This window comes from Streptomyces sp. NPDC058534, from assembly GCF_042717365.1.
GTDB lineage: Bacteria > Actinomycetota > Actinomycetes > Streptomycetales > Streptomycetaceae > Streptomyces.
This window is the reverse complement of the sequence record NZ_JBHXNW010000081.1, coordinates 1-22809: the sequence shown is the minus strand read 5'-3', so window position 1 is coordinate 22809 and position 22809 is coordinate 1. Positions and strand designations below refer to the sequence as shown.

General features: G+C 69.0%; 22 protein-coding genes and 4 pseudogenes. 12 read left to right on the top strand and 14 right to left on the bottom strand.

Annotated elements, in window-relative coordinates:
* Window positions 1-133 precede the first annotated feature (133 nt).
* A complete protein-coding gene (locus tag ACFWR9_RS35075) occupies window positions 134-307 on the bottom strand; it encodes a hypothetical protein (RefSeq protein ID WP_383849532.1) in 174 nt (57 codons plus the stop codon).
* 88 nt (window positions 308-395) lie between these two features.
* Here ACFWR9_RS35075 and ACFWR9_RS35070 point away from each other — a divergent pair, with 88 nt between their 5' ends.
* Window positions 396-1298 carry a hypothetical protein gene (locus ACFWR9_RS35070; RefSeq protein WP_383849569.1) on the top strand — a complete coding sequence of 301 codons (903 nt, stop codon included), beginning with the start codon at window positions 396-398 and terminating at the stop codon, window positions 1296-1298.
* 76 nt (window positions 1299-1374) lie between these two features.
* A complete protein-coding gene (locus ACFWR9_RS35065) occupies window positions 1375-1539 on the top strand; it encodes a hypothetical protein (protein ID WP_383849574.1) in 165 nt (54 codons plus the stop codon).
* Here the strand turns inward: ACFWR9_RS35065 and ACFWR9_RS35060 are convergent.
* Window positions 1525-1902 (bottom strand): metal-sensitive transcriptional regulator, encoded by a 378-nt coding sequence (locus ACFWR9_RS35060; RefSeq protein ID WP_383849529.1) that lies wholly within the window; start codon window positions 1900-1902, stop codon window positions 1525-1527. The two genes, ACFWR9_RS35065 and ACFWR9_RS35060, sit on opposite strands and share 15 nt — an antisense overlap.
* A gap of 252 nt (window positions 1903-2154) precedes the next feature.
* Between ACFWR9_RS35060 and ACFWR9_RS35055 the strand changes: the two genes are divergently transcribed.
* Window positions 2155-2775 (top strand): DUF47 domain-containing protein, encoded by a 621-nt coding sequence (locus tag ACFWR9_RS35055; RefSeq protein WP_210963641.1) that lies wholly within the window; start codon window positions 2155-2157, stop codon window positions 2773-2775.
* Window positions 2776-2782: 7 nt separating this feature from the next.
* Window positions 2783-3781, top strand: coding sequence for a low-affinity phosphate transporter PitH (pitH, locus tag ACFWR9_RS35050; protein WP_383849526.1), 999 nt, complete (start codon window positions 2783-2785; stop codon window positions 3779-3781).
* 152 nt (window positions 3782-3933) lie between these two features.
* On the opposite strand, the gene pstB is transcribed toward pitH, so the two are convergent.
* The 5 genes and pseudogenes from pstB to ACFWR9_RS35025 form a co-directional block, all read right to left on the bottom strand.
* Window positions 3934-4710, bottom strand: coding sequence for a phosphate ABC transporter ATP-binding protein PstB (gene pstB / locus ACFWR9_RS35045; RefSeq protein WP_383849524.1), 777 nt, complete (start codon window positions 4708-4710; stop codon window positions 3934-3936).
* Window positions 4711-4759: 49 nt separating this feature from the next.
* The gene (gene pstA, locus ACFWR9_RS35040; RefSeq protein WP_383849521.1) at window positions 4760-5818 is read right to left on the bottom strand and encodes a phosphate ABC transporter permease PstA; all 1059 of its coding nucleotides are present in this window, start codon (window positions 5816-5818) and stop codon (window positions 4760-4762) included.
* Window positions 5815-6825, bottom strand: coding sequence for a phosphate ABC transporter permease subunit PstC (pstC, locus tag ACFWR9_RS35035; protein WP_383849519.1), 1011 nt, complete (start codon window positions 6823-6825; stop codon window positions 5815-5817). Before pstC ends, pstA begins: the two co-directional genes overlap by 4 nt.
* A gap of 124 nt (window positions 6826-6949) precedes the next feature.
* The gene (pstS, locus tag ACFWR9_RS35030; RefSeq protein WP_383849516.1) at window positions 6950-8077 is read right to left on the bottom strand and encodes a phosphate ABC transporter substrate-binding protein PstS; all 1128 of its coding nucleotides are present in this window, start codon (window positions 8075-8077) and stop codon (window positions 6950-6952) included.
* A gap of 265 nt (window positions 8078-8342) precedes the next feature.
* Window positions 8343-8513: pseudogene (locus ACFWR9_RS35025) on the bottom strand (NUDIX hydrolase); the annotation flags it as partial.
* A gap of 29 nt (window positions 8514-8542) precedes the next feature.
* Here ACFWR9_RS35025 and ACFWR9_RS35020 point away from each other — a divergent pair.
* Together ACFWR9_RS35020 and ACFWR9_RS35015 are read left to right on the top strand one after the other, a co-directional pair.
* A complete protein-coding gene (locus ACFWR9_RS35020; protein ID WP_383849514.1) occupies window positions 8543-8977 on the top strand; it encodes an NUDIX hydrolase in 435 nt (144 codons plus the stop codon).
* Window positions 8978-9241: 264 nt separating this feature from the next.
* A complete protein-coding gene (locus ACFWR9_RS35015; RefSeq protein ID WP_383849512.1) occupies window positions 9242-9478 on the top strand; it encodes a hypothetical protein in 237 nt (78 codons plus the stop codon).
* A 6-nt stretch (window positions 9479-9484) separates the two neighbouring features.
* On the opposite strand, the pseudogene ACFWR9_RS35010 reads toward ACFWR9_RS35015, so the two are convergent.
* Window positions 9485-9990 (bottom strand): annotated as a pseudogene (locus ACFWR9_RS35010) (NUDIX domain-containing protein).
* 518 nt (window positions 9991-10508) lie between these two features.
* On the opposite strand from ACFWR9_RS35010, the gene ACFWR9_RS35005 reads away from it, so the two are divergent.
* Both ACFWR9_RS35005 and ACFWR9_RS35000 read left to right on the top strand, forming a co-directional pair.
* Complete coding sequence (locus tag ACFWR9_RS35005; protein ID WP_383849509.1) at window positions 10509-11003, top strand: GNAT family N-acetyltransferase; 495 nt, start codon at window positions 10509-10511, stop codon at window positions 11001-11003.
* A 138-nt stretch (window positions 11004-11141) separates the two neighbouring features.
* Window positions 11142-12381, top strand: a pseudogene (locus ACFWR9_RS35000) (IS701 family transposase).
* On the opposite strand, the gene ACFWR9_RS34995 reads toward ACFWR9_RS35000, so the two are convergent.
* From ACFWR9_RS34995 to mshD, 5 genes and pseudogenes are all read right to left on the bottom strand, one after another.
* Window positions 12372-14132, bottom strand: coding sequence for a hypothetical protein (locus ACFWR9_RS34995; RefSeq protein ID WP_383849506.1), 1761 nt, complete (start codon window positions 14130-14132; stop codon window positions 12372-12374). The pseudogene ACFWR9_RS35000 and the gene ACFWR9_RS34995 overlap by 10 nt on opposite strands.
* 39 nt (window positions 14133-14171) lie before the next feature.
* Window positions 14172-14282 (bottom strand): annotated as a pseudogene (locus ACFWR9_RS34990) (DNA mismatch repair protein MutT); the annotation flags it as partial.
* Between the two features lie 43 nt (window positions 14283-14325).
* Window positions 14326-15540, bottom strand: coding sequence for a CHAD domain-containing protein (locus tag ACFWR9_RS34985; protein WP_383849504.1), 1215 nt, complete (start codon window positions 15538-15540; stop codon window positions 14326-14328).
* Window positions 15521-17761, bottom strand: a complete 2241-nt coding sequence (locus tag ACFWR9_RS34980; protein ID WP_383849502.1) for an RNA degradosome polyphosphate kinase — start codon at window positions 17759-17761, stop codon at window positions 15521-15523. The genes ACFWR9_RS34985 and ACFWR9_RS34980 overlap by 20 nt, the downstream gene beginning before the upstream one ends.
* 261 nt (window positions 17762-18022) lie before the next feature.
* Window positions 18023-18949, bottom strand: coding sequence for a mycothiol synthase (mshD, locus tag ACFWR9_RS34975; RefSeq protein WP_383849499.1), 927 nt, complete (start codon window positions 18947-18949; stop codon window positions 18023-18025).
* 227 nt (window positions 18950-19176) lie between these two features.
* Here mshD and ACFWR9_RS34970 point away from each other — a divergent pair, with 227 nt between their 5' ends.
* The 4 genes from ACFWR9_RS34970 (at window position 19177) to ACFWR9_RS34955 (ending at window position 22176) form a co-directional block, all read left to right on the top strand.
* On the top strand, window positions 19177-20997 hold the full coding sequence (locus tag ACFWR9_RS34970) for a bifunctional metallophosphatase/5'-nucleotidase (RefSeq protein ID WP_383849497.1): 1821 nt from the start codon (window positions 19177-19179) through the stop codon (window positions 20995-20997).
* A gap of 233 nt (window positions 20998-21230) precedes the next feature.
* Entirely contained in the window at window positions 21231-21515 is a 285-nt protein-coding gene (locus ACFWR9_RS34965; RefSeq protein WP_383849494.1) for a hypothetical protein, read from the top strand.
* The gene (locus ACFWR9_RS34960) at window positions 21512-21856 is read left to right on the top strand and encodes a DUF6247 family protein (RefSeq protein WP_383849491.1); all 345 of its coding nucleotides are present in this window, start codon (window positions 21512-21514) and stop codon (window positions 21854-21856) included. Before ACFWR9_RS34965 ends, ACFWR9_RS34960 begins: the two co-directional genes overlap by 4 nt.
* The gene (locus tag ACFWR9_RS34955; protein ID WP_383849488.1) at window positions 21853-22176 is read left to right on the top strand and encodes a hypothetical protein; all 324 of its coding nucleotides are present in this window, start codon (window positions 21853-21855) and stop codon (window positions 22174-22176) included. Before ACFWR9_RS34960 ends, ACFWR9_RS34955 begins: the two co-directional genes overlap by 4 nt.
* A gap of 27 nt (window positions 22177-22203) precedes the next feature.
* Here the strand turns inward: ACFWR9_RS34955 and ACFWR9_RS34950 are convergent, their stop codons facing one another.
* Window positions 22204-22569, bottom strand: coding sequence for a hypothetical protein (locus tag ACFWR9_RS34950; protein ID WP_383849485.1), 366 nt, complete (start codon window positions 22567-22569; stop codon window positions 22204-22206).
* Window positions 22570-22809: the final 240 nt, after the last annotated feature.

The window sequence follows — 22809 nt, the reverse complement described above, 5'->3', positions numbered from 1 at the left end:
CCGGCGGTGGTGTGGGCCGGGGGTGGGTGTCGCGGCCCGGCGCCGGCCGGGTGCCGCTCTCTTTGGGACGGGTGCCGCCCTGGGGGTACCGCCCAGGCCGTTCAGGCACTGGGGGAGGCACGACTGCCCGCAGCTACGGCTGGTGGTCGTGCGTCTTCGCGTCTGTGCGGGCCTGGCTTCTGGCTCTTCGGGCCGGGCCTCGCCAGCCGCAGGTGCAGCGGGCCAGACAGAAGGGGCCCTGTTCGACCGTCGTCGTGAGGTGCTCCGGGGCGTCCCCGGGGGCCTCGATGCCGTCCTGTTGCGCCACGCCCGCAACGTTACCGGGGTCGCCTGCCCCTCGTTAACCGGGACGGCAGGGGGTCCGGAACGGGCGGGAGGGCTTGGGGCAGGTGGCGATGGTCGGGCGGGAGAGGGAGCGGCGGGGCAGGAGGGCGGGCGGCGGTCTCGCCGTGGCCGGGGGTGTCGTCTGTGTGTGTCTGGCCGGTGCCGCGTGCTCCGGCCCGGGGTCCGCCGCGCAGGGGGCGGACGGCGGCGATCCGGTCGCCGTGCTGCACCAGGCCGCCGACCGGCTGGTGGCCGCCGGGAGCGCCAAGGCGCGCACCGCGATGGAGATGGCCAGCGGCGGGACACGGGTGACCATCCGCGGCGAGGGTGTGTACGACTTCGAGGAGCGGCTCGGGCGGCTGAAGGTGCGGCTGCCGCAGGACCCGGCGGGGTCGAGCGAGCACCGGCCGATCACCGAGCTGCTCGCGCCGGGCGCGCTGTTCATGAAGAACCGGGGCGCCGGCGTGCCCGACGACAAGTGGGTGCGGGTCGACACCGCCTCGCTGTCCGACGGGAACCTGGTGACCGGCGGGGCGACGGACCCCTTCGTCGCCGCCGAGGTGCTGCGCGGGACGCACCGGGCGACGTTCGTGGAGCGTACCGAGGTCGCGGGGACCGCGGTGCGGCACTACCGGGGGACCGCCGATCTCGCGCGGGCGGCACGCGGTGCCTCGGACGGCAACAAGAAGGCGCTGGCCGCGGCGGCCGAGGGGTTCGCCACCGCCGAGGTGCCGTTCGACGCCTACCTCGACGACGAGGGGCGCATCCGCAAGCTCCGGCAGCGCTTCAGCTTCGCCAACGGGCGGGAGGAGGGCACCGTGGCCGTCGCCTCGACGACGCTGCTCTTCGGCTTCGGCACCGCCGTCCGCGTACGGCTGCCCGAGGAGCGGGACATCTACGCCGGCCGGATCGCGGCGGAGCCGGGTGAGGCGGCGGCCGGGGCCGCGGGTGACGCGGCGGACGGCAAGAACTAGCCCTTCCGTGCCATGCGCGGTGTGTAGGCCGCTCCCTACTCTAGGAAGTCGATGACGGCAGAGAGAGGTGACGGGTGTGGCTCCGGTCGGCGGCACGGCGGTTCAGGACCACGTGGCCCTCGCCGAGATCGAGCTGTGCGGTGAGCTGATCATCGCGGCGTCGGCCGCCCGGGAGCGGCTCAGCCCGGAGAGCATCGACGAGGTGCTGCGCGTGGCCGAGGAACACTCACGTGCGCAGTAGCCGTCCGATGGCCTTCGTCGCCTCTTCCACCTTCGCGTCGATCTCGGCGCCGCCCTTGACGGCCGCGTCGGCGACGCAGTGGCGCAGATGCTCCTCCAGGAGCTGCAGCGCGAAGGACTGGAGGGCCTTCGTCGAGGCCGAGACCTGGGTGAGTATGTCGATGCAGTAGACGTCCTCGTCGACCATGCGCTGCAGGCCGCGGATCTGGCCCTCGATGCGGCGCAGGCGCTTGAGGTGTTCGTCCTTCTGCTTGTGGTAGCCGTGCACGCCGCGGTCGTGGTCGGTCACGATGTCCGTGCCGTCCGTCTCCACCTGGTCCACGGGGGCGGAGGTCGCGCCCGCGCCGGCCTCGGTGGTCGTCATCGCGTCCTCCTGCTGGATTCGGGGTTCGGGGGTTCGGGGTTCGGGGGATTCAAGGAATTACAGACATATACCCCTGACGGGTATATGGTACCGAACTTTCCTGGGTAAGGGGCCCTTGGCGGAGCGGCCGACGTCGCCCCCCTGCTCATCAGTCTGTCTGATGGGCGACACTGGGGGGCGGCCCGTTAGCCGTGGCCGGATGATGCGCCTAGCATCAGCCTGACCGAAACCCATGCACCCCGAGGACCCCACGTGCGCTTTCGTCTGACCCCCAGGGAGACGAGCTTCTACGACATGTTCGCCGCCTCCGCGGACAACATCGTCACGGGCTCGAAACTCCTGATGGAACTGCTCGGGGCGGACGCATCCGCCCGGGCCGAGATCGCAGAGCGTATGCGGGCCGCCGAACACGCGGGTGACGACGCCACGCACGCGATCTTCCACCAGCTGAACTCCTCGTTCATCACGCCCTTCGACCGCGAGGACATCTACAACCTCGCCTCGTCCCTCGACGACATCATGGACTTCATGGAGGAGGCCGTCGACCTGGTCGTCCTCTACAACGTCGAGGAACTGCCCAAGGGCGTCGACCAGCAGATCGAGGTGCTGGCGCGGGCCGCCGAGCTGACCGCCGAGGCCATGCCGAACCTGCGCACCATGGACAACCTCACCGAGTACTGGATCGAGGTCAACCGGTTGGAGAACCAGGCCGACCAGGTCCACCGCAAGCTGCTCGCCCACCTCTTCAACGGCACGTACGAGGCCATCGAGGTGCTGAAGCTCAAGCAGATCGTGGATGTGCTGGAGGAAGCGGCCGACGCCTTCGAGCACGTGGCGAACACGGTGGAGACCATCGCCGTCAAGGAGTCCTGACCCCTTCATGGACACCTTCGCTCTGGTCGTGACCATCGGGGTCGCGCTCTTCTTCACGTACACCAACGGCTTCCACGACTCGGCGAACGCGATCGCGACGTCCGTGTCGACGCGTGCGCTGACGCCCCGGGCGGCGCTCGCGATGGCCGCCGTCATGAACCTCGCCGGCGCGTTCATGGGCTCCGGGGTCGCCAAGACCGTCAGCGAGGGGGTGATCGAGACCCCCGAAGGTTCGAAGGGGATGGGGATCCTCTTCGCCGCGCTCGTGGGCGCGATCGTCTGGAACCTCATCACCTGGTACTTCGGTCTGCCGTCCTCGTCCTCGCACGCGCTGTTCGGCGGCATGGTGGGCGCCGCGCTCGCCGGGAGTACGACCGTGTACTGGCAAGGAGTCGTCGACAAGATCGTCATCCCCATGTTCCTGTCGCCGGTCATCGGCCTGGCCGCCGGATACCTGGTGATGACCGCGATCATGTGGATGTTCCGGCGGTCCAACCCGCACAAGGCGAAGCGCGGTTTCCGTATCGCGCAGACGGTGTCGGCGGCGGGCATGGCGCTGGGGCACGGTCTGCAGGACGCGCAGAAGACGATGGGCATCGTGGTGATGGCACTGGTCATCGCCGACGTCGAGGACTACGGCGACCCGATCCCGGTCTGGGTGAAGATCGCCTGCGCGCTGATGCTGTCCGCGGGGACGTACGCCGGTGGCTGGCGGATCATGCGGACGCTGGGCCGCAAGATCATCGAGCTGGATCCGCCGCAGGGGTTCGCCGCCGAGACGACGGGTGCGTCGATCATGTTCGGGTCGGCGTTCCTGTTCCACGCGCCGATCTCCACGACACACGTCATCACGTCGTCGATCATGGGTGTCGGTGCCACGAAGCGGGTGAACGCCGTGCGGTGGGGGGTCGCGCGCAACATCATCATGGGGTGGTTCATCACCATGCCGGCCGCCGCGGTGGTGGCCGCGGTGTCGTTCTGGATCGTGAACCTGCTGGTGCTGTAGCGGCCGCGCGCACCGGCCCCGTGCTACGGCACCGGGGCCCCGTGCTACGACGGTGGGCCCGCCCCCGGATTCGGGGGCGGGCCCTTGTGCTCCTCGCGATGGCACCGCCATGCAGCACCGCGAGGGGATCGGGAGGCGCGGCCGGACAGGCCCTAGCCGAAGCGGCCGGAGATGTAGTCCTCCGTGGCCTGGACCGACGGGTTGGAGAAGATGCGCTCCGTGTCGTCGATCTCGATCAGCTTGCCGGGCTGGCCGACGGCCGCCAGGTTGAAGAACGCCGTGCGGTCGGAGACGCGCGCCGCCTGCTGCATGTTGTGCGTCACGATGACGATCGTGAAGCGCTCCTTCAGCTCGCCGATCAGGTCCTCGATCGCGAGGGTGGAGATCGGGTCGAGGGCGGAGCAGGGCTCGTCCATGAGCAGGACGTTCGGCTCGACAGCGATCGCCCGCGCGATGCACAGGCGCTGCTGCTGGCCGCCGGAGAGCCCGGAGCCCGGCTTGTTCAGGCGGTCCTTGACCTCGTTCCAGAGGTTCGCGCCTCGCAGGGACCTCTCGACGACGTCGTCCAGCTGCGACTTCTTGTACGTGCCGTTGAGACGCAGGCCCGCCGCCACGTTGTCGTATACCGACATCGTCGGGAACGGGTTCGGGCGCTGGAAGACCATGCCGACCTCGCGGCGCACGGCGACCGGGTCGATGCCGGTGCCGTAGAGGTTCTCGTCGTCCAGCATGACCTTGCCGTCCACCCGGCCGCCCGGGGTGACCTCGTGCATGCGGTTGAGCGTGCGCAGGAAGGTGGACTTGCCGCAGCCGGACGGGCCGATGAAGGCCGTCACGGAGCGGGGTTCGACGGTCATCGAGATGTCCTCGATGGCCAGGAAGGAGCTGTAGTAGGCGTTGAGGCCGCTGACATCTATGCGCTTGGCCATGGAAATCACTGCTTCTTTCGGGTCGCTGACTGCTGTCGCCTTGGCCGCGTCAGCGACCGGACTGCGGGGCCTTCCAGCGCGCGATGCCGCGGGCCGCAAGGTTGAGGATCATGATGAACGCGATGAGCGTCAGGGCCGCCGCCCAGGCACGGTCGTAGGCCGGGTCGGAGCCCGCGGTGTACTGGAGGTAGATGTACATCGGCAGCGACTCCTGCGGATCCTGGAACGGGTTCGCGTTGATGAAGTCGGTGCCCCAGACCAGCAGCAGCACGGGGGCCGTCTCGCCGGTGATGCGGGCGACGGCCAGCATGACACCGGTGACGATGCCGCCGACCGACGTCGGCAGGACCACCTTGAGGATCGTGCGCCACTTCGGCACGCCCAGCGCCAGCGACGCCTCGCGCAGCTCGTTCGGGACGAGCTTGAGCATCTCCTCGGTGGACCGGACGACCACCGGGATCATCAGGATGCACAGGGCGAACGAACCGGCGATGCCGGACGGGCCCATGTCGAGGATCAGGACCCACAGGCTGAGGACGAACAGACCCGCGACGATCGACGGGATGCCCGTCATGACGTCGACGAAGAAGGTGACGGCCTTGGCGAGCCGGCCCCGCCCGTACTCGACCAGGTAGATCGCCGTGAGCACACCGATCGGCACGGAGAACAGCGTGGCGAGGCCGACCTGCTCCAGGGTGCCGAGGACGGCGTGGTAGATGCCGCCGCCGGCCTCGCTGTCGGCGACCACGCCCATCGAGTGGGTCAGGAAGTAGCCGTCGAGGACCTTCACGCCCTGCTTCACGGTCTCCCAGATCAGGGAGAACAGCGGGATCAGCGCCATCAGGAACGCGACCCAGACCATGCTGGTCGCCACCCGGTCCCTGGCCTGGCGCACGCCCTCGACGCGCGCCGAGATGCCGTACGTGCCGGCCACGAAGAGCACCGCGGCGATCAGGGCCCACTGGATGCTGCTGTTCAGCCCGGCCGCGGCGCTGATGCCCAGGCCGGCGAGGACCGAGCCGCCCGCGACCGCCCAGGGGAACCACTTGGGCAGGGTCGCGCCGCGCAGGGAGCCGCGGCTCTTGGGGGTAAGGGTTGCGTGGCTCATGCGTTGGCCCCCGAGTACTCCTTGCGGCGGGCGATGATCATGCGGGCCGCGCCGTTGACCACCAGGGTGATGACGAAGAGCACCAGACCGGAGGCGATCAGCGCGTCCCTGCCCATCACGGTCGCCTCGTTGAACTTGCTGGCGATGTTCTGCGCGAAGGTGCCACCGCCCGGGTCGAGCAGGCTGGGGCTGATGTCGAAGGTCGGCGAGAGGACCATGGCGACGGCCATCGTCTCGCCGAGCGCGCGGCCGAGGCCGAGCATCGAGGCGGAGATGACGCCGGAGCGGCCGAACGGGATCACCGACATCCGGATGACCTCCCAGCGCGTGGCGCCGAGGGCCAGGGCGGCCTCCTCGTGCATGCGCGGGACCTGCCGGAAGACCTCACGGCTGACGTTGGTGATGATCGGCAGGATCATGATCGCGAGCAGGATGCCCACGGTGAACAGCGAGCGCGGGGCGCCGCCGTTCCACTCCAGGATCCCGGTCCAGCCGAGGTACTGGTCCAGCCAGCCGTAGAGCCCGTTCAGGTGCGGCACGAGGACGAGCGCGCCCCACAGGCCGTAGACGATCGAGGGCACGGCGGCGAGCAGGTCGATCACGTACCCGATCGTGCCGCCCAGCCTGCGCGGCGCGTAGTGCGTGATGAACAGGGCGATGCCGACCGCGACCGGGACCGCGATGACCATGGCGATGATCGACGACACGACGGTGCCGAAGGCCAGGACCGCGATGCCGAACTCGGCCGGTACGCCGCTCGGGTTCCACTCGAAGGTGGTGAAGAAGTTGGCCTCGTCCTCGCTGATCGCGAGGGTGGCGCGGTAGGTGAGGAAGGCCGCGATGGCGGCCATGATGACCAGCACCAGGATGCCGGACCCGCGGGAGAGCCCGAGGAAGATCCGGTCGCCGGGGCGGGTGGCGCCGCGGGCGGCGCTCTTGTTCCCGGGGGTGGTGGGCCGGGGTGCGGGGGAGGGTGTCGGCTTCTGGGTGTCCGTAGTTATGTCCATCGGGTTCTCCGGTCTGCGGAGCCGTCGTACGCGGCGGCTCGGGCGGAGCCCGTCGAGGGCTCCTGGCGGCGGTGCACCGGACGGTGCGGCCCGGCCCCCGGGCGGGGACCGGACCGCACTCGGGTCAGCTCAGGCCCGAGATGGTCTCGCGGACCTTGGTGATGATCTCGGTGGGCATCGGGGCGTAGCCGGCGTCCGCCAGCAGGCCCTGGCCGTCCTCCGAGGCGATGTAGTTCAGGAAGGACTTGGTGGCGGGCAGGGTCTCCGCCTTGTTGCCCTTGTCGCAGGCGATCTCGTACGTCACGAGGACGATCGGGTAGGCACCGGCGGCGTCCGGGGTGTAGTCCAGCTCCAGCGCGAGGTCCTTGCCGGTGCCGACGACCTTGGCCGCGCCGATGGCGGCGGTGGCGTTCTCGACGGTGGCCTTGACCGGCTCGGCGGCGGCGGTCTTGACGTCGACGGTCTTGATGCCGTCCTTGGCGTACGACAGCTCGAAGTACGAGATGGCGCCGGAGGTCTGCTTCACCTGCCCGGCCAGGCCGGAGGAGCCCTGCGCGGACTGGCCGCCCTTGGCCTCCCAGGACTTGCCGCCCTCGTACTTCCAGTCCTCGGGCGCGGCGGACTTCAGGTACTTGGTGAAGTTGTCCGTGGTGCCGGACTCGTCCGAGCGGTGGAACGCCTGGATCTTCAGGTCGGGCAGCTTGGCGTCGGGGTTGAGCTTGGCGATCGCCGGGTCGTTCCAGTTGGTGATCTTGCTGTCGAAGATCTGGGCGAGCGTCGCCGCGTCCAGGGCGAGGGTGTCGACGCCGGGGACGTTGAAGCCGACCGCGATCGGGCCGCCGACCATCGGCAGGTTGATGGCCTGGCCGTCCTTGCAGACCTTCTTGGAGGCCTCGACCTCTTCGGGCTTCAGCGCGGAGTCCGAACCGGCGAACGCGGTCTGGCCCTGCGTGAACGCGGTGATGCCCGCGCCGGAGCCGGTCGGGTTGTAGTTGATCTGCACGCCCTTGCAGGCGGCGACGTACTGCTTGACCCAGGCGTCGATCGCGTTCTTCTGGGCGGAGGAGCCGGAGGCCTGGAGCTGGCCCTTGGCGTCCTCGCACTTGATGTTGCTGTTGGCGGCGCTGCTGTCCCCGCCACTGCCGCTGTTGCCGCCGGTGTCGTCGGAGCCGCACGCCGTGAGGGCCAGGGCGCCGGAGACGGCGAGAGCACCGAGAGCGAGGGCCCGCCGGTTCATGCGCTGAAGCTTCACTTGAGGGGGTTCCTTCCAGGAGCCGCCGTCCTGAATCCGGCGGCGTGCGGGGACTGCGATGCAGGCTGCGGTCTGCGGTCTGCGGTCTGCGGTCTGCGGTCTGCGGTCTGCGGTCTGCGGGCTGTGGGACACGGACGCGTTTTCGGGACGCGACCCGTATCGGCTAAGGCCGAAAGTAGGCAGAACAGGTGAAGCCGCCGATGGGCGTAAATGAACGCGGGGTGAACCCCTGTGGACGGTGTGGTGAGGTCACGGAACGCTTACGTCAATGACACGGAGTGGTCCCGGGCGGGCGGGTCGCGAGGAGGGCGTCGACGAGGGTCCGGTCGCGGGGCTGGGTGAGCCGGGCGCGGGCGACCGCGGGCTCCAGCCACAGGATGCGGTCGACCTCGTCGGACGGGGCGAAGGTGCCGGTGGTGGCCGTCGCCGCCCAGTACGCAGAGCGAAGGCGGCACCATGGAAGCCATGGGACGGGCATATGCAGTACGTGCGGCGGGCTGCCTGCTGTGGCGTAGCTCGTCAGTCGGCGGGATTGAGCTGGCCTTGGTCTACAGGCCGAAGTGGCGTGACTGGTCCTGGCCCAAGGGCAAGCTCAAGAGCGGGGAAGAGCTCGAAGCCGCTGCCCACCGCGAGGTGCTTGAGGAGACGGGCTACAGGTGCCGTCTGGGCGCCAAGCTCCCTGCAACGCGGTACATCGATCATCAGGGTCGCCCCAAAGAGGTCTCGTACTGGGCGGCGGAGGCAACCGACGGGGCCTTCGTGCCCAACGATGAAGTCAGCGATCTTGTCTGGCTGACGCCGGGCCAAGCCCGCGAGCGGATTACGCGGGACATGGACCGCGACCTCATCTCTCTCGCACTCATCGCCATTGGTACGGATGAGGAAGCAAGGGGGCTGTGACGGGGGAGCGGCAGGAGCGGCGCTGGGAGGGACGCTCGGCTGTGAGCGTCGCTGACTGGGGGGCGGCCGAACCAGAGAGGGCACCCGAGCCGAGTGAGGAGCAGCGCGGAGTGCTGAGCGCCCTATTCAATACGGCAACCTCGGTGGGGCGGGCGGCATGACAGACAAGACTCCCAAGATGCTGTCGGTGCGCCGGGACGAGAAGCTAGCTCGTGCGCTCCGTGTCATCGGCCATACGGGCATGAACGACAGCGACGCAACCAAGTGGGCGCACGCTGCCCCTTCTGCGTCCCCAAGACCTCAAGCCGCGGCCAACTCCTGACCGTCAAGGACGGCATCGACCAGATGCTCGAACAACTCAACCTCACCGACGACGAACGCGAAGCCCTCGAAGGAGACCGCGAAGCCGTCACCGCCCTTGCCGAACGCCTCGTGGACACCCCCACCCCCGCCGGCCCAACTCCCAAGGAGCTCGGAACGACCAGCGCCTTCGTCCTCTGACCCAGCTCATGAGCACCGCTTCTGCGAAAGCGCCGACTCAGCACGACAAGCGAGATACCGACCGAAAATCTCCTGACTATCAGGAGTGAAGGTCCACTGCTACAGAATCCGCCGCAGCTCGGACTCGGCCAGCCACCCGTGCCAGGCCACTTCTCCCGGATCGGGGGTGCCGATCTCCGGAAGCACGGTATCGCGCACCCCAAGCCAGGGCTGAGCCCACCCCGGTTGAGGAACTTGAACCGAAGGCACACTGTCGCCCGCGCCCCCAGCTCCTCACTGAGCTCGCGGGCAGCCGGCTGCTCATAGGACTCGCCGACTCCCGCAGCGCCCCCGACACCGAGTTCGTAGTGCCCCGGGAAACGGGACAGCTGCTCGGCACGCCGATGGACGAGAAAGCGACCTTGCCTATCGCGGCACACCACCACGCCAACCCGGTGCAGCCAGCCCTCCCGAACAGCGTCCCGCCGACTGACCGCCCCCAGCACACGATCCTGCGCATCAACGCGTTCCACGAGTTCATCCACGACGCACACGATCGCGGAACCCACTGGCACCCGCCCGAAATGCCCGGGCAGGCACGCAGTCAACGGCCGTCGGACCGACCTCACCCCACCGAACGAAAGGACACAGCCCTGTCTCGATTCTGAATAACTTGCCACTTGATGCCGTTGTCCACCAGGTAGCGGATCGCGTCCAGCATCGCCCGGTGCCAGTACCGTCTCCGGCTGCCCGCCCCGACCCCGCAGCCACCCCGGCACCGGCAACAGCGGCCGGACCACGACCCACTCCGCGTCCGTCATGTCCGAGGGATACCGCCGAACACGCTCCGGGTGATCGGCCGCATTCCCGAACCGGTGAGCGACGCAATCACACGACGGAGCAGCCGGGTTGAACTCCACCGGCGCACGCACGTACAACTGGGGCAACAGGGTCTCCTGGATCTCGGTTGGCTTCGCAACCCCGCTTGGGGCTGTCTGCCACGGGCGGAAACTCAGGTGGCCTCAGCGCACGACCTGAGTAGAGTCGGGCAATGCCCGAGATGAAGCGGCTGCATGCTGGCCACGCCCCGGCGGTCCTGGCCTTCGAGCTGGCGAACCGCACCTACTTCGCTGCTTCGATCCCCGACCGCGGCGACGACTTCTTCGACCACTTCACCGACCGGTACAACGCCTCGCTGGCCGAGCAGGAGGCCGGCATCTGCGCCTTCTACGTGCTCGTCGCCGAGGACGGTTCGGTACTCGGCAGGTTCAATCTGTACGACTTGGAGGACGGCACTGCCAGACTCGGCTACCGGGTCGCGGAGGAGGTCGCCGGCCGTGGCGTGGCGACCGCGACCGTCCAGGAGCTGTGCCGGATGGCGACAGCGATGCATGGCCTGCGCACACTGCGGGCGGCCACCTCCCACGACAACGCCGCGTCCCAGAGAGTCTTGGGCAAGGCCGGGTTCGTCCCGGTTGGCCCTGCCACCCCGGCCGATCTCGGCGGCAAGTCAGGAACTTGGTACCAGCGCGACCTCCAGCCATAGACCTTGATCTTGCTCATGGCCGGCTGCGGGAAGGCTGCGGCCACCACTGATCATCGGTGTGTGAAGACTAACGATCTTGCGGTGGCCGCAGGTCACGGCGTAGACCCTGCTCGCCGGCTGGAAGTGTTCGAGGGCCTGATGAGCCGGATAGCCGGCTGGTTCGCCCGGGTTGAACCCCGGCGTCGGGTACGGGATCTGATGCTCGGGCTGCTGTCGGACCTGCCACGCAAAAACTGCTGGAGCATCGCCGAGTGGGCCGGAGAGGCCACCCCGGACGGCATGCAGCACCTGCTCGGCCAGGCCCGATGGGATGCCGACGCCGTGCGCGATGACGTGCGCGAGTACGTCCTGGAGCATCTACACGACGAGGGTGCGGTGCTGGTGGTCGACGAGACCGGGGACGTGAAGAAGGGCACGCACACCGTCGGCGTCCAGCGCCAGTACACCGGCACCGCCGGGAGGATCGAAAACGCGCAAGTCGCTGTCTACCTCGTCTACGCGGGACTGCGCGGGCATGCGGCGGTGGACCGGGAGCTGTACATCCCGCACTCCTGGACGCGCGACCCAGATCGCTGCCGAGCCGCGGGCCTGGACGAGGACACCGTCTTCGCGACCAAGCCGGAGCTGGCCGCCCGCATGATCTGCCGGTTTCTCGATGCCGGGCACCGCGCCGGCTGGGTCGCGGCAGACGAGGTCTACGGCGGCAACCCAAAGCTGCGCTCCGCGCTGGAAGAGCGCCAGGTCGGCTACGTGCTCGCCGTCGCCTGCTCACATGAAGCCACCACCGGCGCGGGGAAGTTCCGCGCGGATGCCCTGGCCGCGAAGGTGCCCCAGCGAGCCTGGCAGAAGCTGTCGGCCGGGGCCGGCGCCAAGGGGCACCGCTTCTACGACTGGGCGGTCATTGATCTGGCCGAACCCCGCCCCGGCAGCCGCCAGCTGCTGATCCGCCGCAACCGCACCACCGGTGAACTCGCCTACCACCGCTGCTTCTCACCCGCCCTCGTGCCCCTGACCACCCTGGTCCGCGTCGCTGGATCAAGGTGGCGGGTGGATGAGACCTTCCAGTCCGGAAAGGGCCTGGCCGGACTCGACGAGCACCAAGTCCGCCGCTACACCTCCTGGTCCCCGCTGGGTCGCCCTGGCCATGCTCGCTCACGCCTTCCTCGCCGTTGTCCGCGCCGACGAACACGCCCGGCACCCCGCACCTGACGGGCTCATCCCGCTCACCTGCAACGAGATCCAGCGACCGTTCATCACCTTGGTCGTCCGGCCCGTGCACGAGGTAGCCCACCGGCTCGCCTGGTCCGCCTGGCGATGCCGCCACCAGGCCCGAGCCCAAGCCAGCCATTACCGACGACAAGCTGCGAATCAGACATGAAGATCACGATCTACGGCTGTAGTACTAAAAGCAACTTCGGACTCTGGCGGCGATTCTTGGCCTTCAATTTGAGGGCTAGTCTTCTTGTCTTTGCGCCAAGACACCTTCAAGAGGTTTGGATCAAATGGCGCCTTGTCGCTTCGGCCCTCTGGCACCGGAAGAACTACGACGGATGTGAGAACCTGTGAGATTATTTCCTTCTTCTCGTCTAGCTCCATTCGTGCCCACTTCTTTCGGCTCCATCCCCGTAGAAGATTCCCTTTGGACTCCTTCTTGAGGTGATCCCGTTCTTCCTCTTCGAGCGTTTTGATATTTCGCGTAAGGCGCGTGATCATGTCGTGCACGTCGTCCCAGTCGGCCTCTCCGGCTTCTACGGACGCCTTGACCTTCTTGCGTTGCATTAGGAGGTTGGCAAGCTTCTCCTTGCCCCTCCAGGGTGTGAGTTTCGGCGCTGTGCCGGAGAAATGCTTGTCCAGGTATGACAAGACTAGTTCTTCAAGATACTCGTCAACCGGATCGACTCGACGTCCCACGCCCCTACAGTTGGGGTCGCCGCACCGATAGTAGTCGCCGTATTTAGCGTTCTTCCCGGTGCCCTTATTTCCGTTGAGTTTTGAATAGCAGGTCTCGTCAATATCGTTGATTCGCCCACATCGGAGCGTCCCCGAGAACAGGTATTTTCCGGCGCGAGTTACGGTGCCCTCTGATGCTTTGGGTGATGGCTGCGTACCTCGGTGCAGACGGTGTGCATACACCCCGGACATGATTTGCTTCCAAGTCTCGTAGCTGACTTCATCCTGCTCGGGGCCGGCGTACTCCCACCTCCCTAGCTTGGGACTGCCCGTTTTAGTATCCTTGACAATTTCTCCGTCAAGGATCCGACCACCCCACCAAGCGGGATTGGTGATAGCGCCCTTTACCCCTTGCTCAGACCAGTCGCCGCCCCGAGCGGTGAGGATTCGGTTCCCGTGTGCGTCTGTCTGTCGACGGATCCAACCCGTGATGTGGCGCCAAGATCGACCATCGGAACGTTTCTTGATCATTTCAACTAGATAGGGCCACTCGGCGGGGTCCTTCTTCTCGTTCGTGAGTCGGCCAATTCGCTTATCGGCTCCAAGCCAACCGAAACGGCGTGGACCACCAGGAACGGCGCCCTCCTCGGCCCTGTCCTTGGCATTACGCCTTGTCCGCTTCTGAACCTTGCGAACTTCGTCCTCACCCGTTCCTGAGGTCACCAGACCGGCGATGATTGTGCCGTCATCATCCACAAGGTTCAGGGAGTTCGTGTCTTCGATGAAGATCCCTGATCCGTTCAGTACCAAGGCGTCTTGCAGGGCGATGAAGTCGCGAGGTAGCCGCCAAACGCGCTCTCGCTCAACCGCGACACAGCCCTTGAGCGGGATGCCCGTTTCTTCCTCGTAGCCGTGGGTGATGTCCTTGACCATCTGGAGAAAGGCCGGGCGGATGATCTCGCGCTTGGCGGCTGTGATGTTGTTGTCCTCGTAGCACACGACGACGGCGCAGTTATGCAGGGCTGCGTTCCGTGCGTTGTTTCTGTGCTGGCGGCTTACGCCGATCGCATCACCCTTCAGCCGGTCGGCCGAGATGCGAGCTAAGGAAGCGATGGGCGTCCGCTCACCTAGCCACTCCTCGACCGTGCCCCCCTGGTCCAAGTGGGCTTGCAGCTCGGGAGCGACGTAGGAGCGGGAGAACGTCTTAGAGGGGCGTGCCGGATTCCTGGTGTCGATCATGTGACGCAGCGTAGTGCACCGTGGTTACCGATGCTACGACTCGCTGTACTTCGGGCGGTGGACGAGGCACAGCTCCAGGGGGCAGCGGTGCTCGGGGGCGGAGCGCCACAGGACGCAGCCGGCCGCCTGGACGGTGTCCGCGGGGGTCACCACTGTGCGCTCGCGCCTCCTGTCCCGGGTTCTGAGGGGAGTTCTACGGCAGCCTGATGGGTTCCTTGTGCCAGCTGTGCTGGAACGCGTACCTCGCCGCCTCCACCTCATGCCGCTGGTCGGCGTGGAGCACGCCCAGCGCGTACGCCGTCGTCGGTGCGATGCGCGGCGTACGGGCCGCCTGGGCCGCGGCTGCGGCGGCCTCCGAGGCGTCGCGGTGCCGGTCCAGGGCCTCGCCGGCGGCGAGCAGGCGTACGTCCGCGCAGTCGTCGGGGGGCTCGGTGGTGTGCTCGCCGGTCAGCACCTCAAGGGCGTACCGGTGCAGGCGCAGGAGCAGGCGGACCTGGTGCCAGGGGGCGTCCTGCGGGTGCGGCGACGGGTCGGGGGAGAGGCCGTGGACCAGCGCCTGGGCGTTGTACGGGCTGCCCGCGGTGACCAGCGGGAGGGCGGCCACGGCGTCGGTCAGGCGGTCCTCGGCCGCGGTGGCCAGGGGGCGGAGGTCGGCGGGGATGGCGGTCGCGGGGGCGGTGAGGGGGCCGGTGGTCCGTAGGGGGACCTCGCTGGCCAGTAAGGCGACCTTGTCGGCGACCGCGTGGAAGCGGCTGCTGCCGAGGGCCTGGAGGGCGGTGGAGTGGGCCCGGGTGCGGGCCAGGGTCAGCCGGCGGTCGAGCAGTGCGCCCGCCTTGGCCGCGCCGACGGTGAGGTTGCCGCGGTCCGGGTGCGCGGTGGGGGGTGAGGGGGGCGTGGTGGGTGGCACTGTCGCCGTGGTTCTGCCGGTCACGGGGCGCGGGGACGGGAGCGGTGATGAACCGGAGAGGCGGTGCAGGGCCGTGAGCAGGCGTTCCAGGCGGGACGCGTACGCGTGTTCCATCGCCAGCGTGCCGGACAGCCAGGCCAGCTCGGGGCGCATGCCCTCCGCCCAGTCGGCGTCCAGCAGGGGCTGGAACGTGTGCAGGGTGCCGCTGAGGCGGCGGGCGGCGCGGCGCAGGGCGCGGGCCGTGTCCACGTGGGTCGTGGGTGGGGCGGGGGGTGTCGTCGCCCCCCTGCTTGCGGGCGGGGCGCCGTTCGGGGACGCGGGCGATTCCCGGTGGTGGCGCAGGGCGCGGAGGAACTCCGTGGCCTGGGCTCGGAGGTAGGACGCCAGGGCGTCGCTGTCCGGGGCTGGGGCCACGGCCGGGTGCGGGTGCGGGTGCGGGTGCGGTTTCGCGTTCGCGTTCGCCGGGGCCCGGTCCGTCGGGTCAAGGTGTCGCTGTGCCACGCCGGCGCCTCCGGGCGTCTATGAGCATCTCCTGGCTGTTGCGCAGGGGCTGGCCGTCCGCGTCGGTCGCGTGCCGGGTCCACTCGCCGTCCGGGCCGAGGTGCCAGGAGGCGGTGCCGTCGGACATGCCGGTCTCCAGCAGCCGGTTCAGGGCCGCCCGGTGGGCCGGATCGGTCACCCGGACCAGGGCCTCTATCCGGCGGTCGAGGTTGCGGTGCATCATGTCGGCGCTGCCGAACCAGACCTCCGGCTCGCCGCCGTTGCCGAAGGCGAAGACCCGCGAGTGTTCGAGGAAGCGGCCCAGGACGGAGCGGACGCTGATGTTCTCCGACAGGCCCTCCACGCCCGGGCGCAGCGCGCAGATGCCGCGTACCCACACGTCGACCGGGACGCCGGCCTGGGACGCCCGGTAGCAGGCGTCGACCACGGCCTCGTCGACCATCGAGTTGACCTTGATGCGTATGTACGCGGGGCGGCCGGCGTGGTGGTGCTGGATCTCCTTGTGGATCCGGGAGACCAGGCCGTCGCGCAGGGACTTGGGCGCGACCAGGAGACGGCGGTAGGTCTCGCGGCGGGAGTAGCCGGAGAGGCGGTTGAACAGGTCGGAGAGGTCCGCGCCGACCTGCGGGTCCGCGGTGAGCAGGCCGAGGTCCTCGTAGAGGCGGGCCGTCTTCGGGTGGTAGTTGCCGGTGCCCACGTGGCTGTAGCGGCGCAGGGTCTCGCCCTCCTGGCGGACCACCAGGGAGAGCTTGCAGTGGGTCTTCAGGCCCACCAGGCCGTAGACCACGTGGCAGCCGGCCTCCTCCAGCTTGCGGGCCCACTTGATGTTCGCGTGCTCGTCGAAGCGGGCCTTGATCTCGACCAGGACCAGGACCTGCTTGCCCGACTCGGCCGCGTCGATGAGCGCGTCGACTATCGGGGAGTCGCCCGACGTGCGGTACAGCGTCTGCTTGATCGCCAGGACGTCCGGGTCGGCCGCCGCCTGCTCCAGGAAAGCCTGCACGGAGGTCGAGAAGGAGTCGTACGGGTGGTGCAGGAGTACGTCCCTGCTGCGCAGCGCGGCGAAGATGTCCGGCGCGGAGGCGGACTCCACCTCGGCCAGGTCGCGGTGGGTGCCGGCGACGAACTTCGGGTACTTCAGCTCGGGGCGGTCGAGGCTGTGGATGCGGAAGAGGCCGGTGAGGTCGAGGGGGCCGGGGAGGGGGTAGACCTCCGCCTCGCTGATCTTCAGCTCGCGGACGAGGAGGTCCAGGACCTCGCGGTCCACGCTCTCCTCGACCTCCAGGCGGACGGGCGGGCCGAAGCGGCGCCGCATCAGTTCCTTTTCGAGGGCCTGGAGGAGGTTCTCGGCGTCGTCCTCTTCTACTTCCAGGTCCTCGTTGCGGGTGAGGCGGAAGGCGTGGTGCTCCAGGACCTCCATGCCGGGGAACAGCTCTTCCAGGTGGGCGGCGATGACGTCCTCGATGGGGACGTAGCGGCCGGGGGACGCCTCCAGGAAGCGGGAGAGCAGCGGGGGGACCTTGACGCGGGCGAAGTGGCGGTGGCCCGTGACGGGGTTGCGGACGACGACCGCGAGGTTGAGGGAGAGGCCCGAGATGTACGGGAAGGGGTGGGCCGGGTCGACCGCGAGGGGGGTGAGGACCGGGAAGATCTGGTGCCGGAAGAGGGTGAACAGGCGGGCCTGTTCCTTCTCGGCCAGTTCGCTCCAGCGGACCAGGTGGATGCCCTCCTCGGCGAGCGTCGGGGCGACGTCCTCGTGGAAGCAGGCGGCGTGGCGGGCCATGAGCTCGCGCGAGCGGGCCCAGATCATGTCCAGGACCTCGCGGGGCTGGAGGCCGGAGGCGGAGCGGGTGGCCACGCCGGTCGCGATGCGGCGCTTGAGGCCGGCGACGCGGACCATGAAGAACTCGTCCAGGTTGCTGGCGAAGATCGCGAGGAAGTTGGCACGCTCGAGGAGGGGGGTGGCGGGGTCCTCGGCGAGTTCCAGGACGCGTTCGTTGAACGCGAGCCAGCTGCGTTCGCGGTCCAGGAAGCGGCCCTGCGGGAGCTGGGCGCCACCGGCCTGGGACTCCTCCGACTCCTCGTACGCGTCGAGGTCGGCGTCGATGTCGGGCTCCAGGTCGGAGACCGTGGCGGCCACGGTGTGCGAGCGGTGCGCGGCGATGGAGCCCACGGAGGGCTGCGTGTGCTGGACCTCTGCCTGGGTGTTCGGCTGCCTCATGAACCCATTCTTCCGCGCCGCGCGCTGGACAGGCGCGTCGGAGGGCACGGGATGCTCTGCCCCTGATGGCCCTGGCTCGGTCGGGTTCATTCGGTGAGGGTCGCAAGGCTGTCTGAATCGATGGTTACGGGGACATGACGTGTGGGATAGCGGAGGGCCTCTGGGCGGAGGGTGGGAGCGGTGCCTGCGGCGGCCTGTGGGGCGCGCGGTGCGCCCGGGCGGCGGCGGGTGCGCCGGACCGTGTGAGTGTGCCGGGGGGACTCAGGACTCGGTGCGGTACATCAGGTCCGTCTCGTGGGTGACGAAACCCAGGCGCTCGTAGACGGACACGGCGGCCTTGTTGTCCGCGTCCACGTACAGCATCGCCGTGGGCAGCCCGTGCCCCGCCAGGTGCCGCAGGCCGATGGTGGTCAGGGCCTTGCCCAGGCCGCCGCCCTGGATGTCGGGGCGGATACCGAGGACGTACACCTCGCCCAGGCGTTCCTCGGCGTGCACCTTGGTCCAGTGGAAGCCGATCAGCTCGCCCGCCCGCTCGGCCAGGAAGAAGCCGGCCGGGTCGAACCACTCCTCGGCCTCGCGGTCGTCGAGGTCCCGCTGGGTGAGGGAGCCCTGCTCGGGGTGGTGGGCGAAGGCGGCGGCGTTCACCGCGAGCCAGGCCGCGTCGTCCTGCCCGGGCACGAAGGGGCGCACGCTCACGCCGTCGGGCAGCCGCGGCTTCGGCAGGTCGAGGCCGGCCAACGGGCGCCGCATCTGCCGCAGTTCGCGGAACAACGTCAGTCCGAGCACCTGCGCGAGGTGCCGGGCGGCGGAGTGGCCGCCGTGCGCCCAGACCCGCAGCCGCTTGCCGGAGGCGGCGAGCAGTGCGGCGCCCAGGGCGCGTCCGTGTCCCTGTCCCCGGTGCGAGGGGTGGACGACCAGTTCGGCGGCCGGCGGCTCGATCGGGTCGGTGCCCTCCAGTTGGGCGTAGCCGACGAGTTCGCCGTCGACCGTGAGCAGCAGATGCGCGATGCCCTCCCGCGCGGGGCCGCGCAGCTGCAGCCGGCCCTGCTCGGACACGGCGTGCTGCCCGTCGTTCCGGGCCGCCTCGGTGAGCAGGGCGAGGACCGCGTCGGTCTGCTCCGGGGTCAGTTCGGCGAGGGTCTCGATCGAGCGGGGGCGGCCGGGCCGCACGGTGTCGTCGCTGGTCATGCGTACGAGGGTAAAGGGCGGGTGGCGCAAAGCGGCGGCAGTCGCGGGAGCGGGCCACGCGGACGGGCGGGCGGGAGGCGAGTGAGAAGGCGGGCGGTAAGCGGGCGGGAAGGTAAACCGGGATGTAACCCGGAAACCCCTGTCGCGCTACGCGCGTTGACTCTAGGCTGCCGCTCCGACGAGCCGTCCCTCAGCGGCTCGCGCCACGCACACCCACAGGGGGGCGCATGCCAGCCACAGCACAGCCGCACCAGTCGCGCCGCAGACGCCGCACGGGCCGTCTCCTCGCCGCCGCCACGGTCGTCACCGCCGGGGCGCTCGCCGCCGCGGCCCTGCCGGCGTCGGCGAACGCGGACGCGGACGCGAGCCGGCACGGACACGGGCACGGGCACGGCCGCTACCAGGACGTCCAGCTGCTCTCCTTCAACGACCTGCACGGCAACCTGGAGCCGCCCGCCGGTTCCTCCGGCCGGGTCACCGAGGTCCAGCCGGACGGCACGACGAAGACGGTCGACGCGGGCGGCGTGGAGTACCTCGCCACCCATCTGCGCGAGGCCCGCGAGGGCAACCGTTACTCCGTCACCGCGGCCGGCGGCGACATGGTCGGCGCGTCCCCGCTGCTGTCCGGTCTCTTCCACGACGAGCCGACCATCGAGGCGCTGAACAAGCTCGACCTGGACGTGGCGTCGGTCGGCAACCACGAGTTCGACGAGGGCGCGAGGGAACTGGCCCGCCTCCAGAAGGGCGGCTGCCACCCCACCGAGGGCTGCTACACGGACAAGAGGTTCAAGGGCGCCGACTTCCCGTACCTGGCCGCGAACGTCCTGGACGAGAAGACGCGGAAGCCCATCCTCAAGCCGTACTGGGTGTGGAAGAAGAAGGGCGTCAAGGTCGGCTTCATCGGCGTGACCCTGGAGGGCACCCCGGACATCGTCTCGGCGGAGGGCGTGAAGGGCCTCTCCTTCAAGGACGAGGCCGAGACGATCAACAAGTACGCCAAGGTGCTCCAGCGCCAGGGCGTGAAGTCGATCGTCGCCCTCATCCACGAGGGCGGCTTCCCGGCGTCGACCTCCTACAACTACGACTGCGACGCCCCGGGCGCCGGCGACGGCGTCTCCGGCCCGATCGTCGACATCGCGAAGAACATCACGCCGAAGGTCGACGCGCTGGTCACCGGCCACACGCACAGCGCGTACGTCTGCACGATCCCGGACCCGGCGGGCAACCCCCGCATGGTCACCTCGGCCGCGTCCTTCGGCCGCCTCTACACGGACACGACGCTGACCTACGACCGGCGCACGGGCGACATCGCGCGTACGTCGGTGAAGTCGGCGAACCACGTGGTGACGCGGGACGTCCCGAAGGCGCCCGACATGACCCGGCTGATCGACAAGTGGGGCACGCTGGCCGCCCCGATCGGCAACCGTCCCGTCGGCCACATCTCCGCCGACATCTCCCGCGACGGCACCGAGTCCCCGCTGGGCGACCTGATCGCCGACGCGCAGCTCGCGTACGGGAGGACCCAGGACCCGGAGACCGACCTGGCCCTGATGAACCCGGGCGGCATCCGGGCTCCGCTGACCCACGCGGCCTCGGGCGCCGAGGGCGACGGCGTGGTCACCTACGCCGAGGGCTTCACCGTCCAGCCCTTCGCCAACACGGTGAACCTCAAGGACTACACGGGCGCCCAGCTGGTCCAGGTCCTCAAGGAGCAGGTCAGCGGCCCGAACGAGGCGGCCCCGAAGATCCTCCAGGTCTCGTCCGGCCTGACCTACACCCTGGACCTGACGAAGTCCGGCGCGGACCGGGTGGTGACGGACTCGATCCGGCTGGGGGGCTCGCCCATCGACGTGAACGCCACCTACCGCGTCGCGTCCAACAGCTTCCTCGCGGGCGGCGGCGACGGCTTCCCCACGCTGAACGAGGGCGCGAACGAACTGGTCGGCGGTGACGACCTGGCCGCCCTTGAGCAGTACCTGACGGCCAACTCGTCGGCCGGCGACCCGATCGAACCGCCGGCGGCTGACCGGATCACGGTCGTGCGGTAGCCGATCGCCGTCTCCGGAAAGGGGCCCGGTACATCCGACCGCCGTGCGAGGCCGACGGATGCCGGGCCCCTTCTTCCTGCCCCGGCCCAGGTCCACGTGGGCGCCGTGACTGCTCGGCTGGACGGTTCCCTGGCGGCGGTGCCGTTCCTCCGGAGTGAGTACACAGGGGCGGATGATGTTCACATCGCAACCCGCGGGTTGAAATCAAGGTGGCGCTCGGGCACCCTGTGCGCATGAGCGACGTACCGCGGACCCGGGCCCGGCAGGCCGAGCTGACCGGCTTGCACATGCGGCAGCTCGACGAGGCGCAGGCCGCGGTCGGTGAGGCGCTGAGGGCTGTCGAGGACTGTCGGGCGGCGTTCAATGATCTGGCCGCTTGGACCGCTCTTGACCTGGGCCGGGGCGGTGCGTCCGCTGTCGCCCGGCACTTCGGCTGGAGTCCGCAGTACGCCTCCGCGCTCGTTGCCGCCTACAAGGCCAAGCAGACCACCACCGTTGAGGGAGACGTGGCGGCATGACGACGGTGCCTCATCTCGGCGGGCGCGTCCCGCCCATGCCGGAGCGGAATCCGAAGGCGCTCCGTGCGGCCATCGCCGAGTATGCTCCGGGGCTCCTCGCCGACTTTGACCGGCACTGGAAGCGCGCCATCGCCGACACCTACGACCTGGCCCCCGTGCCGGCGTTCATGGCCCGCTGGTGGACCGAGTTCGCCCTTGCCCGCGACCCCCGGTTGGATCGGCGCGTCACCGCTCTCGAGGCCCGCGCCGCCGTCGCCGACGACAACGACCATGCCATGGCCCTGCTGGAAGAGGCGGCACACCTGCGCCGCGAGGCGGGGAAGGCTGAGCCCGGTCGGTGACGAACGACTTCATGGGACCGCCCTGGCAGATGGACTGGGTCCGCTCGGCCCGCGCCGACCGTGACGCCTACCCCGAGCACGTACGCGACCTGATCGATGCCATCCGCGCTGAGCTGGTGACCGTCAAGGATCCGTATTTCCGGGGTATCGACAATCTTCCAGATCTACCCGAAGGGTGCTGGGTCGAGCCGGGTCGGTCGACGGTCCCCGACGGGGCGAACGTGTGCTACTTCGACCGTGGTCGGGGCTGGCTGCGATACGTCTTCGTCCGTCGATCCGCGGACCCTCAGATCACGGTCGAAGAGGTCTTCTGGCAGTAGTCCGACGCGTCACGCCTGAGCTCCGGCTCACGCGACCGGATGAGGGATGCGTTCTCCCCGGCTGACCGCGATCCGGAGTACGTCCTCCAGGGACTCCGTCGCCCTGCTCAGCGCGAACCGCACGGCTCGCTCACCGGCCTTGGCGTCGCCGAGCACCGCCCTGGCTCCCGCGAGCACCTGCTCACCCGAGTCCAGCTGGGCTTCCTCGATGTCGTCCGCGAGCCGGGAGAGGAGGCTGCCGTCGTGGTCGGCGCTCAGGAAGCAGGGGTTGGTGTGTCCTGAACATGAAATGGAGTTGGTCGTAGGGCAACTTCTGGAAATGGTGCTGTGCGGGAGATGAAGGTTTTGGCCCTTCGGAGCCGCCCTGCGGGGGGAGGCTCCAAACCGCCTCATGCTGCATTGGCTGAAGACCGTTGTGGTGAGCGATGGGGAAAAGGCGCCCGAGAGGCGTCAGGTAGGGACCGGGAAGACGAACGCAAGTGAATCGCTGCTGACGCGTCGAAATGTTAAAAGACGACATCGAAACCGGGGTTTCAAGCCGACTCCGGGATGAGTCTGGCGGGTGCCCGTCTATTGGCCAGGCGATGTCCGGCGTGGAGGAGACGTGAGTCCGGTCTGCGGCTTCCGCATGGA